Source organism: Mycobacterium mantenii (assembly GCF_001667865.1).
Classification (GTDB): domain Bacteria; phylum Actinomycetota; class Actinomycetes; order Mycobacteriales; family Mycobacteriaceae; genus Mycobacterium; species Mycobacterium mantenii_A.
Genome location: NZ_LZJP01000054.1, coordinates 22,150 through 37,873, shown reverse-complemented (window position 1 = coordinate 37,873; position 15,724 = coordinate 22,150). Strand labels below are relative to the sequence as shown.

Here is a 15,724-nt window from a genome sequence, read left to right as displayed (position 1 = left end):
CGAACCTATCGTCTCGATCGACCCCGTCGACACCGTGGTCGATGTTCGCGCTGAGCGAGCACTCGAAATCGGTATACCGGCCGCCCAGCGGCCGGAGCGGGTTCGTCTTAACATCATGGACGTGCGTGCCTTGCTTGTCCGTGAATCTGCTGGTGTCGGCCTTGCCGCGGTAATGCTCGCGACCGCCCTGGTGCTGGCCGCCGCGGTGCTTCCACCCGGGACGCCGTGGGCGGCGCCTCCGGCCGCCGCCGCGAACTGCCCGCCGGTGCAGATCGTGTTCGCCCGGGGACGCAACGAATCACCCGGGACGGGCGCCTTGGGTAACGCGTTCATCAGCGATGTCCGCGCCAAGGTGAACAAGACCGTCGGCGTCTACGCCGTGCAGTATCCCGCCGATACCGAGGTCGCCCAGGGCGCCAACGACATGAGTCACCACATCCAGGACATGGTCAACAACTGCCCGGACACCCGGCTGGTGCTGGGCGGCTACTCGCTGGGCGCGGCGGTCACCGACGTCGTGCTGGCGGCGCCCATCGGCGCGTTCGGTTTCGACAGCCCCCTGCCGCCGGGCGTCGATCAGCACATCGCCGCCGTCGCACTGTTCGGCAACGGAAGCCAATGGGTGGGTCCGATCACCAATTTCAACCCGACCTACAACGACCGGACCATCGAGCTGTGCCACGGCGCCGACCCGATCTGCAACCCGGCCGACCCGAACACCTGGAAGCAGAACTGGCCGCAGCATCTGGCCGGCGCCTACATCGACGCGGGCATGGCCAACCAGGCCGCGGACTTCGTCGCTGGCAAGCTCTGATCGCCTTCACCCAAGGCTCAAGGACGATCGCGCACGGCGAATCAGCGTGCGGCGCCCGTGGTTCGGGCGCTGCGCCGGGAGTGGTGATCAAGCCACCAGTAGGCCGCGAGCTTGACGCGGTCGTTGAACAAAAACCACACCACCGCGTAGGCCCACACCGCACCGGCCCACCGCCAGCCGAGCGGCGTCATCGCCACCCCGTAGACGGCGATCAGGGTCGCGATTGTCTGCGCGGTGACGACCGCGCCCAGCAGCAGCGGTGCGGGCGCGGGCGGCGACCAGAAGGGGCCACGGGAACGGGTCAGGAAGATGGTCAGCTGCCCGGCGACCGACAGCTTGAGGTAGATCATGGTGCGGATCGTGTCGTGGCTGAGGCCGAAGGCCTTGTCCGCGACGAAGAACAGCGCGAAGGTCGCGACGACGCCGATGACACCCAGCACGGTGGCGATGGTGAGCACCGCCCGCATGTCCCACTTGACTGGCTTGTCCGAGCCGCGCACGTGGTCGTAGGCGATGGACAGGATCGCGCCGTCGTTGAGCAGCGCGAGGAACACGATCATTGCGGCGGTGACTGGGAAGAAGTTCATCGACACCACGGCCAAGGTGATCAGCAGCAGCACCCGGATGGTTTCGGCGATGCGGTAGGTCGCATAGCTGGTCAGCCGGGCGAAGATCTCGCGGGCCAGCCCGATCGCTGCCACGATCACCGACAACCCGGGTGCCAGCAGGACCACGTCGGCCGCTGCGCGCGCCGCGTCGGTGGCTCCGGACACCGCGATGCCGGCATCGGCCTGTTTGAGCGCGGGGGCATCGTTGACGCCGTCGCCGGTCATCCCGACGATGTGGCCGCGTGCCTGCAACAGCCGCACGATGTGGTACTTGTGCTCGGGAAACACCTGCGCGAACCCGTCGGTCGCCTCGACCCGGGCGCCCAAATCGTCGTCGTCAGCGGCGTCGTCGAGGATGGCGGCGTCCAGGATCTGCTCGCCCAGGCCGACCTGGCGGGCGATCTCGCGGCCGATGGCGACCTGATCGCCGGTAACCATCTTGACGTCGATGCCGAGGTCCTTGGCGGCGGCAATGGTCGCCGCGGAGTCGTCGCGGGGCGGGTCCGCCAAGGCGAGCACACCCATCAGCCGCCAGGACCCGCCGCCGTCGGTTTTTGCCACCCCGAGGGACCGGTGCCCGTGCCTGGCAAAACCTTCGACGACCTCGTCGACCAGGGCCGCGGCGCCGTCCCCGTCACACAGCGCGGCGATGACCTGCGGGGCGCCCTTGCTGACCCGAAACGTCCGACCGTCAAAATCACGCACCAGCGCCTCCGTGCGTTTGCTCACCGGGTCGAACGGAACGAACTCGTCGACCCGCGCCGCAGCTTGTCGGCCCGCGGCCGCGAGCACCGCCCGATCGATGACATCGTTGTCCTCGACGCGCGAGGCCAGCGCGGCGGCCGTGAGCAGCTCGTCGTCGCTGATGGCGGCGACGTTCCAGCGCGCGGCGACCGCGAGGCGGTTCTGGGTCAGGGTGCCGGTTTTGTCCGAGCACAGCAGATCGATGCCGCCGAGTTCCTCGACGGCGGGAAGGTGGCTGACTACGGCCTCGTGGCGGGCCAGCTGGCGCGCCCCGATGGCCATGGTGACCGACAGCACCGCCGGCAGCGCCACGGGAATCGACGCGATGGTGACCACCAGCGCGAACTCCAGCGTCTGCAGCACGGGATTGCCCCGGACCAGCGAGACGACGACCGTCAAGGTGACCAGCGCGAGCGCGATTACGATCAGGTAATTGGCGATGCGCAGCACCGCGCGCTGGAAGTGGCTGACCGTGCCCGCGCTCTGCACCAGCGCGGTGGTCTTTCCCATGTACGACGACGGCCCGGTCGTGCACACCAGCGCGTCGGCTTCCCCGCGCACCAGCACGGACCCGGAGTACACGCCGTCGCCCTGCCCGCGGCTCACGGCCAGCGATTCGCCGGTCAGCGCCGACTGGTCCACCTCGAGCGTGACGTCGTCGAGCACCCGCAGATCGGCGGACACCACATCACCGAGGCGCACCCTCACCACGTCGCCGGGCACCAGCTCGCGCACGGCCACGGTCACCCACGCGCCGTCGCGCAACACCCGCGCCGTCGACGCCAGCCGTTGCTTGAGCGCGGCGATCGCGTTGGCCGCCTGGTGCTCCTCGGCATAGGCCACCAGCCCATTCATTGCCAGCAGCACCCCGATGATCACAGCGTCGGTCCAGTGCCGGGTCGTCAGGGATAAGGCCAGCGCGACTTCGATCATCCACGGGATCGGCGCCCAGAAATATCCCAGAAACTCCAGCACCGGATTGCGATGCTGCTCGGCGATCTCGTTGGGACCGTACTTCTGAAGACGCTGCAGTGCCTCCGCGGCCGTCAAACCTGCTGCAGAGCTTTCCAATTCGGACAGCAGTTGGGGCAGCGGCAACGCGGCAAGTTCGTCGGCGGTCTCTGTCAAGACGGGGCTCCCCACAGCGGCTCATCGCATTCCGGTTCACGGTCGCACCTTCGCCGCATGCCGAGTAGGGCCGAACGCCCTTAAATTGCGGTGGACCTGATTCGCCGGCTCCGCCGCCGCGACGTCAACCGTTAGGCACGTCACAAACCGCTTAGAGCGCAGACGGATTCGCGCATCGGACCGTGCGGCGGCAACGCGGTACGCCGTTGATCCCGGCGCCGGCCGGGCCACACCTAACGCAGGTTGGTGGGGTTGAGGTCCTCGGGCATCTGCTGGCCGGCGTCCTCGTAGGCCTTCTTGATCGCGGCCATCGCCGGCGCGCCGTAGTCGCGCTTCTTCGCGACCACCATGTCGTAGCTGGCGCGCAGCGGATCCATGTGCCCGCGGAATTCGGGAATCACGTAGCGGCCCATCAATTCGTAACTGCGCAGCGTGGCCTCGCGGTCCGCCCAGTCGCCGGCCAGCACCAGGAAGCCACCGAATCCGCCGGCGATGTTCTGCAGCCGGTGCAGCGCCTCGATCATGTCGTCGGGCGTGCCCACGATCGCGGCGTCCTCCTCGATCTCCTGGTCCAGGGTGTAGTCGTTCTTCAGCCCCGCGACCCGCTTGAAGTACCCGACACGTTCGGCTTCGCGCCCCTCGATCACCTCGGCCTTGGCCTGTTCCCGGGTGTGCGCCAGATGGGCGCGAATCACCAGGCGCCAGTCGTCGCGGCGGAATTGCTTGCCGCTTTCCGCGGCGGCCTTCTCGCCGAGCGCCCAGTGCGCCGCCAGGTCTTTCTTGCCGCCGATCAGCCCGGCGCCCAGCGACAGCACACCCACTCCGTGCGTGCCCGCGGCCGTCATGCCCGAGGGCGAGGTGCTGGATGCGACGGCGATCGGCATCGAGCCGTTGACCGGAAGCATCTGCAGCCGAGCCTCGTTCAAGGTGAACCAGTCGCTGTGATGGGTGACGACCTCACCGGCGAGCAGCCGGACGATCACGCCGAGGGCCTCGTTCATCCGCGGTCGCTGCGTGCTGGGATCGATGCCCATCATCGTGGCGTCGGAGATCAGCGCCCCGGGGCCGACACCGAGCATCGCCCGGCCGTGGGTCAGGTAGTCCAGCTGCACGAATCGGTCGGCCACCATCATCGGGTGGTGGTACGGCAGGCTGACCACGCCGGAGCCGAGCCTGATCCGCCGGGTCCGCTGCCCGGCGACCGCCAGGAACATCGCCGGGTCGGCGATGTTCTCCCACGCCGCTGAGTGGTGCTCGCCCACCCATGCCTCGTCGAATCCCCACCGGTCGCACCATTCGATCAGTTCGAGGTCGCGCTCGTAGGTGGTCAGCGGGCTCTCGCGGACCGGGTGGTAGGGGGCGATGAATGTTCCGAATCTCAACATGCCGTCCTGCTCCTATAATCTACGTCCACGTTCATGCTCAACTCGTCACCAAGGGGACGCCTGTGATGCTCGATCCCGCCGCATACCGCACCATCGATATCGCCGTGGACGGCGCGACCGCCGTCGCGGTGCTGACGCTGAACCGGCCGGACAAGGCCAACGCCGTCGACGACGTGATGCATTCGGAGCTGTCCCGGGTGTTCGCGGCGGCCCAGGACGACGTTCGGGTGCGCGCCGTCGTGCTGACCGGGGCGGGCCGAACGTTCTCCGCCGGCGGCGACGAGTCCAGCGATCGCCAGTACGCACCCAGTTCGGGACGAACCCCGATCGAGGAGGCGCGCCACATCGTCGACGACATCGTGGCGCTGACCAAGCCGCTGGTGGCCGCGGTCAACGGGCACGCGATCGGATTGGGCGCAGTGCTGGCGACCCTGGCCGATGTCTCGTACATGTCCGAGTCGGCGAAACTCGGCGACCTGCATGTACACGCCGCGCTGCCGGCCGGCAACGGGGCGGCGGTGATCTGGCCGCTGCTCGTCGGACTCAACCGCGCCAAATACCTGCTGATGACGGGCGAGCTCCTCACCGCCGCGGAGGCAGAACGCTACGGCCTGGTCTCCCGTGTTGTTGCGCCGGCCGACGTGCTGCCCGCCGCGATGGCGATGGCAAACCGGCTCGCAACCCTGGCCCCCCAGGCGGTGCAGGGCACCAAGGCGGCGGTGAATCGACTGCTCGCAATGGCGTCGGGCGCGGTGCTGCCGTTCTCCCTCGCCCTCGAGGCGGCGGCGATGGAGCACGACGATTTTCGCGCCGCGATGGCGAAGTTGGGCCGCGCGTGAGGCGTGCATCAGTAGGGACGCTAAAACGCTGCCACCAGTTTGTCAACGTCAACGTTCACGTTGACAGATGCGCTAATCCTCAGGTCAGCCCGCGGACTGGCGTATTTTGACAACACGACACCCGTACACAAGGAGGCCGACGATTCCAGCCGTACGCGACCAGAGCGATAACGCCCGTCGCCGCCATGAGCGGCGCAATGCCGACCGCCGCGCGTCCAACGAGCGGTGGCAGACCATTCTCAAGGGCGCCACCGAAGTGTTCCGTCGCGAGGGATTCGCCCGGGCGCGGCTCGAAGACGTCGCCGTCGAGGTCGGCATCAACCGGGCCTCGCTGTATTACTACGTCGGCACCAAAGAGGAGCTGCTGATCGCGCTCATCGAGCAGCCGGCCTACGAGATGACCCGGCATTGCCGCGAAGCGCTCGAATCCGACGCGGCGCCCGAGGAGAAGTTGCGTCGCGCCCTGGGCTCCTACATCACCGATCTCGCGACGTACCCCGAACTCTTTCTGCTGTTCGGCGAAAGTCAGCACATCGCAACCATTCCCGAAGCGCAGGGCATCGTCACCAACGCCGACGCCTACGGCAAGACGCTGCTGGCGATCATCGAAGAGGGCGTCGCGGCCGGCGCGTTCCGTTCGGATGTGGACCCGCGGTTGGCCATGCTCGGCATCCTGGGCATGCACAACTGGATTCACCGCTGGTATGTCCCCGGTGGACGCAATTCGCTGGCCGAGATCGGTGATGCCTTCGCCGCGATGGTGCTGGCCGGTCTGCGGCCCTGACCCGCAGACTGTACGCAATCTCCCGTTCCGGGTGATCGCGAGCTGCGTTGACGCAGTAGCACGGCCTAGGATTGAATGCAATCTGCAGCCTTGCCCAATGCGCGCCAGCCCGAGAGGAGACGCGATGCCGCGTCTGACGCCGATCCCGCGGGACGAAGTCACCGACGAATTCACCCTGAAGATGTACGACTTCATGTTCGGCGATCGTGACCCGGTGGCCGAGCCCGGGACTGTCGGCGGCACGCCGGGCAACTGGTGGACAGTGATGGCGCAGTCCCCCGCCGCCCTGCGCCATGCCGTGCGCGGCTTCCGCCTCTACCGCGAAGAGGTCTCCATCCGGGCCGATCACCGCGAGCTGGGCCAGATCCGGGCGGGCTGGGTGGTCGGCAGCCAGTTCGTCTTCTCCCAGCACTGCAAGGCGTGCCGGTCGGCGGGACTGTCCGAGGAGAAGATCGAGGCCATACCGTCCTGGCAGACGGCGGACTGTTTCGACCAGACCGAACGGCTGCTGCTCGCCTACACGGATTGCCTTGCGGGACAACATGGCCGGGTGCCGGAGCGGCTGATGACCCAATTGCGGGAAGTCTTCAGCGACACCGAGATCCTGGAATTCACCTACACCACCACCATGTATGTGATGCACGCGATCATGTCCCGGGCATTGCGACTGGAGTTCGATGACGTCGACGACCCGACGGTCGAGGTCGTCGACCCGGAAGGCGGCGGTGTGCTCGACATCGGTGCCGCAACCTCCGGGAACGACTGACGTGAGCGAGATGGATGGCCGCTCGGAGCTGGCATACCGGCTCATCAGGCGTGCCATCGCCGAAGGCGAGTTCGAGCCCGGCTCGCGCCTGGTCGAACAACGCATCGGCGAGATGTTCGACCTGTCCCGCACGCCCGTGCGAGAAGCGTTGCGGGCGTTGGCGGCCGACGGCCTGGTCACCATCGAGCGCAACCGCGGCGCCGTCGTCGCGACCATGTCCGACACCGACATCCGGGACCAGTACGAGCTGCGTGCCCGACTGGAGTCGCTGGCGGCCGAACGCGCCGCGACCCGGATGGGCGATGACGGTATCGCCGCGCTCGACGCCGCCATCGCGGACTTCGATCAGGGCATCGAGCTGATGTCCGGCGGTTCGCCCGACGCCGGTCTGCGTCGTATCACCGCTGCCAACAGCGCTTTTCATCAGGCGATCGTCGTGGGCGCGCAGCATCGGCGGTTGTCCGCGCTGCTGGAACACGCCGTCGATATTCCGTTGGTCTACCAGGTGTTTCGGCACCAGGGGCGGGAAGAACGTGAGCGGTCGAATCTGTTTCACCGCATGGTGCGCGACGCGATCGCGGCCGGCGAGCCGCTGCGGGCCGGCGCGCTGATGGCCGAGCACATCCTGCAGGGCCGCGATTCCCTGCTGATGTTGAGATCGCAACAGGGTCGCGAGACCGAAACGCACGCTTCGTGACCGTCGGCGTCGGCGAACGCTTCCGGTTGGACGACCGCGTCGCCGTCGTGACCGGGGCGACTTCCGAGCTGGGGGTGGCTATCGGGCGCGCACTCGGCGGTGCGGGGGCACAAATCGCCATGGGGAGCCGGCGCCTCGACGAGGCCGAAGCCCGCTGCGCGGTTCTGCGCGAGAACGGCATCGACGCGGCGGCCTTCCGGGTCGACGTCTCCGATCCCGAATCGTGCACGGCGGCAACGGATCAGGTCCTCGACCGGTTTGGCCGGGTAGATGTGCTGGTCAACAACGCCGGTGTCGGCACGGCCGCACCGGCGACGCGCGAAGACCCGGAACAGTTCCGGCGCACCGTCGAGGTGAATCTGATGGGTGCCTACTGGATGAGCCAGGCGTGTGGCCGATTGATGCGACCCGGCTCGGCCGTGGTGATGATCAGCAGCATCCTGGGGGTGACCACGACGACGCTGCCGCAGGCGGGCTACGTGTCGAGCAAGGCGGGACTGCTGGGGCTGACCCGCGATCTGGCCCGACAGTGGACCGGGCGCAAGGGCATTCGGGTCAATGCGGTCGCCCCGGGGTTCCTGTCGTCCGGGCTGACCGAGCTCACCCCGGACGGCTTCAACGATGACTTCGTCGCCACCCGGGTGCCGGCGGCGCGGTTGGGCGAACCCGACGAGGTTGCCGCCGCGGTGCTGTTCCTGGCGAGTCCGGCGTCGTCATTCGTCAGCGGTGCCGTGCTGCCCGTCGACGGCGGCGCCCTGATCACGTGACCGGCGAGCGAACAGCAGGCCGCGCAGGTGTTCGGTGACGGCGGGGTCGATCAAGGCCGGCTCGTAGAGCAGTTCGGGCGGGAAGTACAGCACGATCTCGTCGATGCCCACCTGTTCCCAACCGGCCACCCATTCATCGAAGGCCCCCACCGACGACCAGATCGGGTCCGGTGTGGTCGCGGGGTTGCCGGCCAGGATCTGCCGGCGGATGCTTGAGGGATCGCGGCCCATTTCGGCGCAGAATTCGTCGAGGGCGGCCGATCGCTCGGCGGTGATCTGGTGCAGCCGCGGCGACGACAACCCCCACCCGCCGAAGGAGCTCCAGATGTCGCCGAACCGTGCGACCAGCCGCAGGCTCGAACAATCATGTGCGGCAACGCATATCGGCGGTCGAGGTCGTTGCAGCGGTGCGGGCCGCAACCGAAAGTTGCGGACCTGGTAATGGGTGCCGCAAAAGTCGACCGGTTCGGCGCGCAGTAGCGCATCGACCAACTCGACCGCTTCGGCGAACCGTTTCGCGCGTTCGTCGCGCGTCCAGGGCGCGGTGCCGACGAATTCGTGATCGGTGGGGGCGTATCCCGCTCCGATTCCCAGTTGCAGGCGTCCGCCCGACATGTTCTCGACGGAGACGGCCTGGCGTGCCAGCATCACCGGGTGCCGCAGGATGACGTTGGACACCAGCGGCCCCAGCAGGATCCGGCGGGTGCAGTTGGCCAGGCCGGCCAGCGTGGTGAAGGCTTCGAACCAATTCGACCGGGGCGCTTGCGGATTGGTGCCGTGATCGTCGATCCACAGGCTGCGAAAACCCAATTCCTCGGCACGTTCGCAGCGGTCCACCAGCGTGGCCCAGGCGACGTTGGGAAACAGCAGTGCCCCGAAATCGGTCACTGGCGCGCGTGCAGGGTTTCGATCTGAGCGTCGTTCTCGGCGCGGCGACGGGCGTCCCGCTCCTGCAGAAATTGCTGTGTCGCGCCGACGATCGCGTCGGTGATGCTGCCCATCAACGTTTCACGGTGGAAGATCGTCCAGTCGCGGCTGCGCGCGAGCGGTTCGATGGAATCCTGAAACACCGGCATCACGTAGCGGCTGATCATCTCGTAGGAGCGCAGCGTGGCCTCACGGTTGGCCCATTCGTGCGCCATCAACAGGTAGGTGCCGAAGCCCCCGGACTGCTTTTCCAGCCGGCGGAGCTGGTCGATCGCCATGTCGGGTGTGCCGATCACTCCCACGCCGGTCTCATTCACCGCGGACACGATGTCTTCGCCGGGGTCGAAATCGCCCAAAATTGGTATCGCGCCGACATTCTGGAAATAGTCGACCCATTGCGCCAGACCGATTTCGACGTCTTTGCGGGCCTGTTCCTCGGATTCGGCGATGTGCATCGGCCCGCACATCCGCCAGCCCTGACGGCTCACCGTGGTTCCGTGCGCGGCGGCGGTTTCGGTGGCGGTGCGCCAATTGCGGGCCAGTGCCTCGAACGCCTTCTTCTGGGTGGCCGCGATGGAGAGCAATCCGATGCCGAACTTGCCTGCAGCCACCGGGCCGGACGGGGAGGCCGTTACCGCCACGCTGACCTCGATGTTGGGCTTGCTGTACGGGCGCAGCTGCAATCGGGCGTCGCGCAGCGTGAACCAGTCGGTCTGCCGGTTCACCGGCGCCTCATCGCGCCACAGCTCCAGCACCGCGTCCAGGGACTCGAGCATCATGTCGCGCTGGCGGGTGGTTTCGATGCCCATCATGTAGGCATCCCCCGGCAGCGCCCCGGGCCCGACGCCGACGATCAGGCGCCCACGGGTCAGGTGGTCGAGTTGCACCATGCGGTCGGCGAACATGAATGGATGGTGATACGGCAGCGAGGCCACCCCGGTGCCCAGCCGGATGCGCTTGGTGCGGGCGGCGGCCGTCGCGATCATCAGATCCGGCGCGCCGATGATTTCCGTTCCGCCGGAATGGTGTTCGCCGAACCAGGCCTCCTCGTAGCCGAGGTCCTCGACGGCTTCGACTAGTTGCAGGTCACGCTCGAATGCGAGCGTCGGATTGTCGCCGACCATGTGGTAGGGGGCGATGAAGACACCAAAGCGCATGGCTTGAATCTACGTCTACGTTCACGTTCATGCAAGCACGCGGCGGCGGCGTCGGGCGGGCGATCCCATCGCGCCCTGCAGGGGTTTGCGGTCATGGACTTTGCCGAGTCTTTTGGGGTGCAAACCAGAGGTGCCGATTACGGGCAGCGCAGAAGCTTAGGTCGTTCGGCGTTTCAGTTTTGCGTCACACTGCTCGCAGACGAATGCCGACTCGCTCTGTGGAACTGTCTGCACATGTTGGCACTTGTGGCACCTCACCTTGGTGGACTTGCCCCGCGGAATCACCGCCGTCTCGGGTGCGCTCGAAGGAGTGAAGCGGTAGCCGCAATGCTTGCAGACCTTGGCGGCGGCAAGGATTGTTTCGGCACAGTCTGGGCATTTCTTGGTTGGTCCTCGGACCACGTCTGGTGTTTGCGGCGTGCTGCTGTGCATTGGGCGCGGCGCAAAGTCGGTCCATTCTTTGCCATTCCAGAACCGCTCACTGCCGCTCCCCTCGGGATCGGGATACCAGCCGGATGGCGGCAGGCCGGGCGCTTGAGCGCGCAAGAAAAGTTCGATGATTACACCGAGCACGCCGAGCAAACCACCCAGCAGCAAGCCCTCGGTCCAGTTGCGATTCTTCGACTTCGCGATTGCCGCCCCGATAGCCGCACAGAAAAGCCACAGCAAGATTGCAGTTTCCAAGTTGACTCGTGCCCCCTTTGTCGACCGAGCGTCAAGCGGACGCAATTGGCTGCCGCCGCTTGGCAGTTCGGAGCGTATGCGCTCATGGGCGTACTGACATCCCGAATTGTTTAATTTCCCGCGCGCATCCGAGACGACCGCATTAAAGCCCGGCCAATGAACATAACCCGCGTGGTTGCGCGTTGGTGATCTGCGGAGGACTGGTTACGCTCGTACCATCGGCGCACGCCGATGAGAATGCGTATCTCCCTTGAGGACTTCATTGTTGTGCTCCGGGTTCGTGTCAGCGTGCTTCACGATGAATATTGGACCCGACCTTCACTGCCTCCCAGCTCCTCGCCGAGAGCTACAAGGTTTGCGATCTGATGGCGCAGGTAGACGATGACGCGCTGTACAACATCGTGCAGTCGGATTTGGGCATATCCGGGACTGCGGCGGCAGGGCTGGTCTGTGCAGCGATCGGTGGCTTCGGCTGCTAGGCAGGGATGAGCGCCCGGCAGCGCCGCGCTTGCGGTCGATACGGTCGCGCCTGCGATCGCTAGTCCAGTGCGGCGGCATGCCGCGCCAGGCGCTTGGCGCGTTCCATGTCGTAGTGCTTGCGCGTCACGAGGCGCTGGGCGAACAGCCCGCCGCCGGATTGCACGTTGGTCACCAGATGCCAGCCGCCATAGGAATCGGCAGTGGTGTCGCGGATGGCGTGGAACAGCTTGGCGCGGGCGTCCCCGGAGACGTCGGACGCTCCGGTCAAGTACTTGCGCAACTGCGGGCCGATGTCCGGGTTGTCCAGGTCCGCCATCGACGGAGTGGTGATCACCCCGCCGCCGGCGATGTCGTGCAGATGGCGCACCATCAGGTTGAAGTTCGCCGCGCCAAGGTATTTGGTCGCGTTCGTGTACAGGTCGTCGGGATAGTAGTAGCCCTCGGGCGTGGTGTGGGCGTTGCTGATCGCCGCCTCCATGCCGGCCCGCAGGTTGGTGGCGTGGATCATCATCTCGTCGATCTTCTCCCGGATGTGTGACACCCGGGCGGTCCCGTTGGCTTCGGCCATCAACTGCGCCAGACCCACCATCTCGTCGGCCTGTTCCACCATCACCGCGGTGCCCCCGAGCCGCTCCCACAGACCCAGCGAGTGCGCAAAGATTCCGGCCTGTGCCGCAACGCCATCGAGGAACACGTGTTCGGTCGGGACGAACACGTCGTCGAAGATCACGAACCCGTCCGGCATGCTGCGCCGGGCACTCACCGGGTAATCACGCTCGTCCCCGCCGCGGGCCTGCACGGTGCGGCTGATGATGTGCACCCCGGGGGCGTTGACCGGTACCGCGCAGGCGATCGCGTAGTCCTCCTCCCCCGGCTTCATCGACTTGGTCGGCATCACCATCAGGTGATGGGCGAACGGTGCGGCGCTGATGTGCAGCTTGGCGCCGCGGATCACCACCCCGTCGGCGCGGCGCTCCACCACGCGCACATACTGGTCGGCGTCTTCCTGCGCGGCGGGCGCCTTCGACCGGTCACCCTTGGAGTCGGTGATGCACTCGGCGATGCGGATGTCATCCCGGCGTGCCTGTGCCACATAGGCATTGATGCGGGCGACGAACTCCGGGTGGGCGTCGGCAAGTCGCGCTGCCGCCACCACGAGCGTCATCAGCGATTGGTAGGTGACGTTGAGCAGCAGGTCCATGCTGGTGAGGATCGGCACCCGGTCGCGCAACTCCTCGACGCTGCGCGGCGCCTCCACCAACGGGTTCACCGCGTCGGCGTCCGGCCGGTGGTACTGGTCGTAACCGGCGGCCACCGCGTCGAGCGCCTGCGCCAGCAGCGGATCGGTGTCCATGTCGGCGACCAGCTTGCCGTCCTGGTAGATCCGCCGTCCGTCGCGGAGTGAATTCTTGTACTGCTCGCCGGTCATCATGGTTGGGGAGTCTCCTCTATCGACTGGTCCGCTGGTTGAAGGGTTTGTCGCGATCCGGGTCGGGCTCGCGGGGCAGTCCGAGCACGCGTTCGGCGATGATGTTGCGCTGGATCTCCGAGGTCCCGCCGGCGATGCAGTATTTCTTCATCTCCAGAAAAGACCTTGTGCCCGCAGGCATTTCGGCATCGAGGGGCCAGCCGATGGTGAGCTCGGGCCGCAGGTCGATACGGATTCGGCCCGCGCGCTCATGCAGGTCCGCGCTTTCGAGTTTGCGGATGGAGTCGATGGCCCCGGGGCTGCGGTCCACGGCGACGCTGGCCCGGATGCTGGCGCTCTGCAGCGCACGCTCGTCGACAAGCATGTGCTGCAAGCGATCTCGCACATCGGCGCGCTGCCACGCTCCGCTGTCTACCGCCTCGGCGATGAGCTGGTCGGCCACGCCGGGGCCGACGACGGGAGGCCCGGTGAGGCTGTTGCGTTCCTGCATCAAGGTGCTGATGCCGACCTTCCATCCGGCGTTCAACGGGCCCAGGCGCGCCGAGTCCGGCAGCACCACGTCGGTCAGGAAGACCTCGTTGAACTCGGCGTCGCCGGTCATCTGCCGAAGCGGCCGCACTTCCACGCCCGGCGTGCGCATGTCGAGCAGGAAATACGTGATGCCGGCATGTTTGGGCAGCGCCGGGTCGGTGCGCGCCATCAACAGCCCGAAATCGGCCGTGTCGGCGAAGGAACTCCAGATTTTCTGCCCGTTGACCAGCCAGCGATCGCCGTCGATGCGTACCGCCGAGGTGGACAGCGACGCCAGATCCGATCCGGCGCCGGGTTCGCTGAACAGCTGACACCAGCGGTGGTCGCCGCGGGCCAGCGGCCGCAAGTAGGTGTCGCGTTGCTCGTCGGTGCCCCACTGCAGAATCGTCGGACCCGCCAGCCAGACGCCGACGAAATCCTCCTCGGGCCGGTCGACACCACGGCGCCGCAACTCCTCCACCGCGGCACCGCCCTCGTCGCGCCCCAGGCCGCGCCCGCCGTATTCGGTCGGCCAGGTCGGCGTGGCCCAGCCGGCCTCGCCGAGGCGGCGATACCAGTCGCGGCGCACGGGTGAGTAGTTCTCGCCGCGCGGCGGCGGTGCGTGGTCGTCGGCGATCTCTGCGGTCAGGTTGTCGGCCAGCCAGCGGCGCAGCTGGTCGAGCGCCGGCGCTTCGCCGGGGGCGTGGGCCGATACGGTTTCTGTTGCCGTCGAACGGTTTTCGGCGACAGCCGTGCCGAGCCGGTCGCGGTGCGCCGACGGGGTCCCCCACAGATACTGGTCGGCCTTGGCGCGCCGCAGGTACAGGTGCGCGACATGCTCCCAGGTGTAGCCGATGCCGCCATGCAGCTGAATCATTTCGGCGGCGTTCTGGACCGCGGCTTCCCCGCATGCGGCCGCGGCCACCGTCACGGCGAACTCCGCGTCGGGCGCGCCGTCGGCCAGCTGCCGGATCGCGTACCAGGCGCTGCCGGTGCACAATTCGGCCCGCACCGCGGCGTCCGCCAGACGGTGCTTGAGGGCCTGGAAGGCCCCGATCTGCCGACCGAACTGCCGTCGATCCAACAGGTATTGCCTGGTGAGCGCGACGCAATGCTCGGCGAGCACGGCCGCCTGCTCGGCGGCCAGCAGTGCCGTCGCGCGCAGGCGCACCCGGGCCAGGACGGCCCCGGCCCCGCCCGCCGCGCCGACCTGGCGGGCCGGCGCGCCGGTCAGTCGGAGATTGGCAAGCCCCCGGGTGCCGTCCAACGTGGCCAGTCGATCGCGGTGGACACCGTCGGAGCCGGTCACGGCGTACAGCGTGGCGCCGCCGTCGGTGTCCGCGGCGACCAGGACGACGTGAGCGTCGCCGCCATCGGGAACGTGGTGGAACTCGCCGGAGATCACCCAGGTCGGCCCCCGGCGCTCGGCCCGGCCGGTGCCGTCGGCGAGCGTGGCCGTCAGCTCACCGGCGGCGACCCCGGGCAGGAGCTCCGCGCACGCGGCGTCGTCGCCGGAGGCCAGCAGCGCTTCGGCCGCCAGGCAAACGGTGGACAGATAGGGCACCGCCCCCAATTCCCGCGCGAGTTCCTCGTGGACGACGCCTTGTTCGGTCAGCCCGGCGCCGCTGCCCCCGTACTGCTCGGGAATCGCAATGCCGAGCAGGCCCAGCTCGGCCAGCTCCGCCCACCCCGCCCGGCGTGCGGTCGCCGGGTCGGCATGCCGCATCTCGGACAGGGGAAGACGCTTGGCGACGAGTTTGCGCACCATGGCGCGCAGGTCGTCGAGTTCGGAGGCAGACGACAGCGCGTCGAGCGAGACGGCCATTTTGTATACAGTAGAGCCGAATTGACGGGTGTCAATAACCGTTTGCCAGCCGATTCTATCGACCCGCTGCTAGTTGTATGCAATCGCCCGGCGCGGCCCCCGGCCCGGTTGTGACCAGCCCACCCGATTTCGGCAGAGGCGTGGCATCCCCGGCAGAATGATCGAGTCCGTGGGGTGTAA

Annotated in this window: 14 protein-coding genes; 7 read left to right on the top strand and 7 right to left on the bottom strand. The window is 67.4% G+C overall.

Annotated elements, in window-relative coordinates:
- Positions 1–121: 121 nt before the first annotated feature.
- Complete coding sequence (locus A5688_RS08775; RefSeq protein ID WP_067831737.1) at positions 122–814, top strand: cutinase family protein; 693 nt, start codon at positions 122–124, stop codon at positions 812–814.
- A 41-nt stretch (positions 815–855) separates the two neighbouring features.
- Here the strand turns inward: A5688_RS08775 and A5688_RS08770 are convergent, their stop codons facing one another.
- Together A5688_RS08770 and A5688_RS08765 are read right to left on the bottom strand one after the other, a co-directional pair.
- Positions 856–3,294 carry a plasma-membrane proton-efflux P-type ATPase gene (locus tag A5688_RS08770; protein WP_067831689.1) on the bottom strand — a complete coding sequence of 813 codons (2,439 nt, stop codon included), beginning with the start codon at positions 3,292–3,294 and terminating at the stop codon, positions 856–858.
- A 233-nt stretch (positions 3,295–3,527) separates the two neighbouring features.
- Positions 3,528–4,679 carry an LLM class flavin-dependent oxidoreductase gene (locus A5688_RS08765; protein ID WP_068268126.1) on the bottom strand — a complete coding sequence of 384 codons (1,152 nt, stop codon included), beginning with the start codon at positions 4,677–4,679 and terminating at the stop codon, positions 3,528–3,530.
- A gap of 65 nt (positions 4,680–4,744) precedes the next feature.
- Here A5688_RS08765 and A5688_RS08760 point away from each other — a divergent pair, with 65 nt between their 5' ends.
- The 5 genes from A5688_RS08760 (at position 4,745) to A5688_RS08740 (ending at position 8,532) form a co-directional block, all read left to right on the top strand.
- The gene (locus tag A5688_RS08760) at positions 4,745–5,518 is read left to right on the top strand and encodes an enoyl-CoA hydratase/isomerase family protein (protein WP_067827105.1); all 774 of its coding nucleotides are present in this window, start codon (positions 4,745–4,747) and stop codon (positions 5,516–5,518) included.
- 106 nt (positions 5,519–5,624) lie between these two features.
- Positions 5,625–6,302, top strand: a complete 678-nt coding sequence (locus A5688_RS08755) for a TetR/AcrR family transcriptional regulator (RefSeq protein WP_242660252.1) — start codon at positions 5,625–5,627, stop codon at positions 6,300–6,302.
- Positions 6,303–6,426: 124 nt separating this feature from the next.
- Entirely contained in the window at positions 6,427–7,068 is a 642-nt protein-coding gene (locus A5688_RS08750) for a carboxymuconolactone decarboxylase family protein (RefSeq protein ID WP_067827116.1), read from the top strand.
- Positions 7,069–7,078: 10 nt separating this feature from the next.
- Complete coding sequence (locus A5688_RS08745; protein ID WP_067910064.1) at positions 7,079–7,765, top strand: GntR family transcriptional regulator; 687 nt, start codon at positions 7,079–7,081, stop codon at positions 7,763–7,765.
- The gene (locus A5688_RS08740) at positions 7,762–8,532 is read left to right on the top strand and encodes an SDR family NAD(P)-dependent oxidoreductase (protein WP_067827103.1); all 771 of its coding nucleotides are present in this window, start codon (positions 7,762–7,764) and stop codon (positions 8,530–8,532) included. The genes A5688_RS08745 and A5688_RS08740 overlap by 4 nt, the downstream gene beginning before the upstream one ends.
- Here the strand turns inward: A5688_RS08740 and A5688_RS08735 are convergent.
- The 3 genes from A5688_RS08735 to A5688_RS26790 form a co-directional block, all read right to left on the bottom strand.
- On the bottom strand, positions 8,479–9,420 hold the full coding sequence (locus A5688_RS08735) for an LLM class flavin-dependent oxidoreductase (RefSeq protein ID WP_067827100.1): 942 nt from the start codon (positions 9,418–9,420) through the stop codon (positions 8,479–8,481). The genes A5688_RS08740 and A5688_RS08735 overlap by 54 nt on opposite strands.
- On the bottom strand, positions 9,417–10,616 hold the full coding sequence (locus A5688_RS08730; RefSeq protein ID WP_067827097.1) for an LLM class flavin-dependent oxidoreductase: 1,200 nt from the start codon (positions 10,614–10,616) through the stop codon (positions 9,417–9,419). The genes A5688_RS08735 and A5688_RS08730 overlap by 4 nt, the downstream gene beginning before the upstream one ends.
- Before the next feature lie 156 nt (positions 10,617–10,772).
- Positions 10,773–11,285 (bottom strand): zinc ribbon domain-containing protein, encoded by a 513-nt coding sequence (locus tag A5688_RS26790; RefSeq protein ID WP_082951022.1) that lies wholly within the window; start codon positions 11,283–11,285, stop codon positions 10,773–10,775.
- 320 nt (positions 11,286–11,605) lie between these two features.
- On the opposite strand from A5688_RS26790, the gene A5688_RS27710 reads away from it, so the two are divergent.
- On the top strand, positions 11,606–11,779 hold the full coding sequence (locus tag A5688_RS27710; RefSeq protein ID WP_165606860.1) for a hypothetical protein: 174 nt from the start codon (positions 11,606–11,608) through the stop codon (positions 11,777–11,779).
- A 59-nt stretch (positions 11,780–11,838) separates the two neighbouring features.
- Here A5688_RS27710 and A5688_RS08725 read toward each other — a convergent pair whose 3' ends face one another.
- Both A5688_RS08725 and A5688_RS08720 read right to left on the bottom strand, forming a co-directional pair.
- Entirely contained in the window at positions 11,839–13,212 is a 1,374-nt protein-coding gene (locus A5688_RS08725) for a 4-hydroxyphenylacetate 3-hydroxylase N-terminal domain-containing protein (protein ID WP_067910029.1), read from the bottom strand.
- A 16-nt stretch (positions 13,213–13,228) separates the two neighbouring features.
- Complete coding sequence (locus A5688_RS08720; protein WP_067910032.1) at positions 13,229–15,544, bottom strand: acyl-CoA dehydrogenase; 2,316 nt, start codon at positions 15,542–15,544, stop codon at positions 13,229–13,231.
- Positions 15,545–15,724 lie beyond the last annotated feature (180 nt).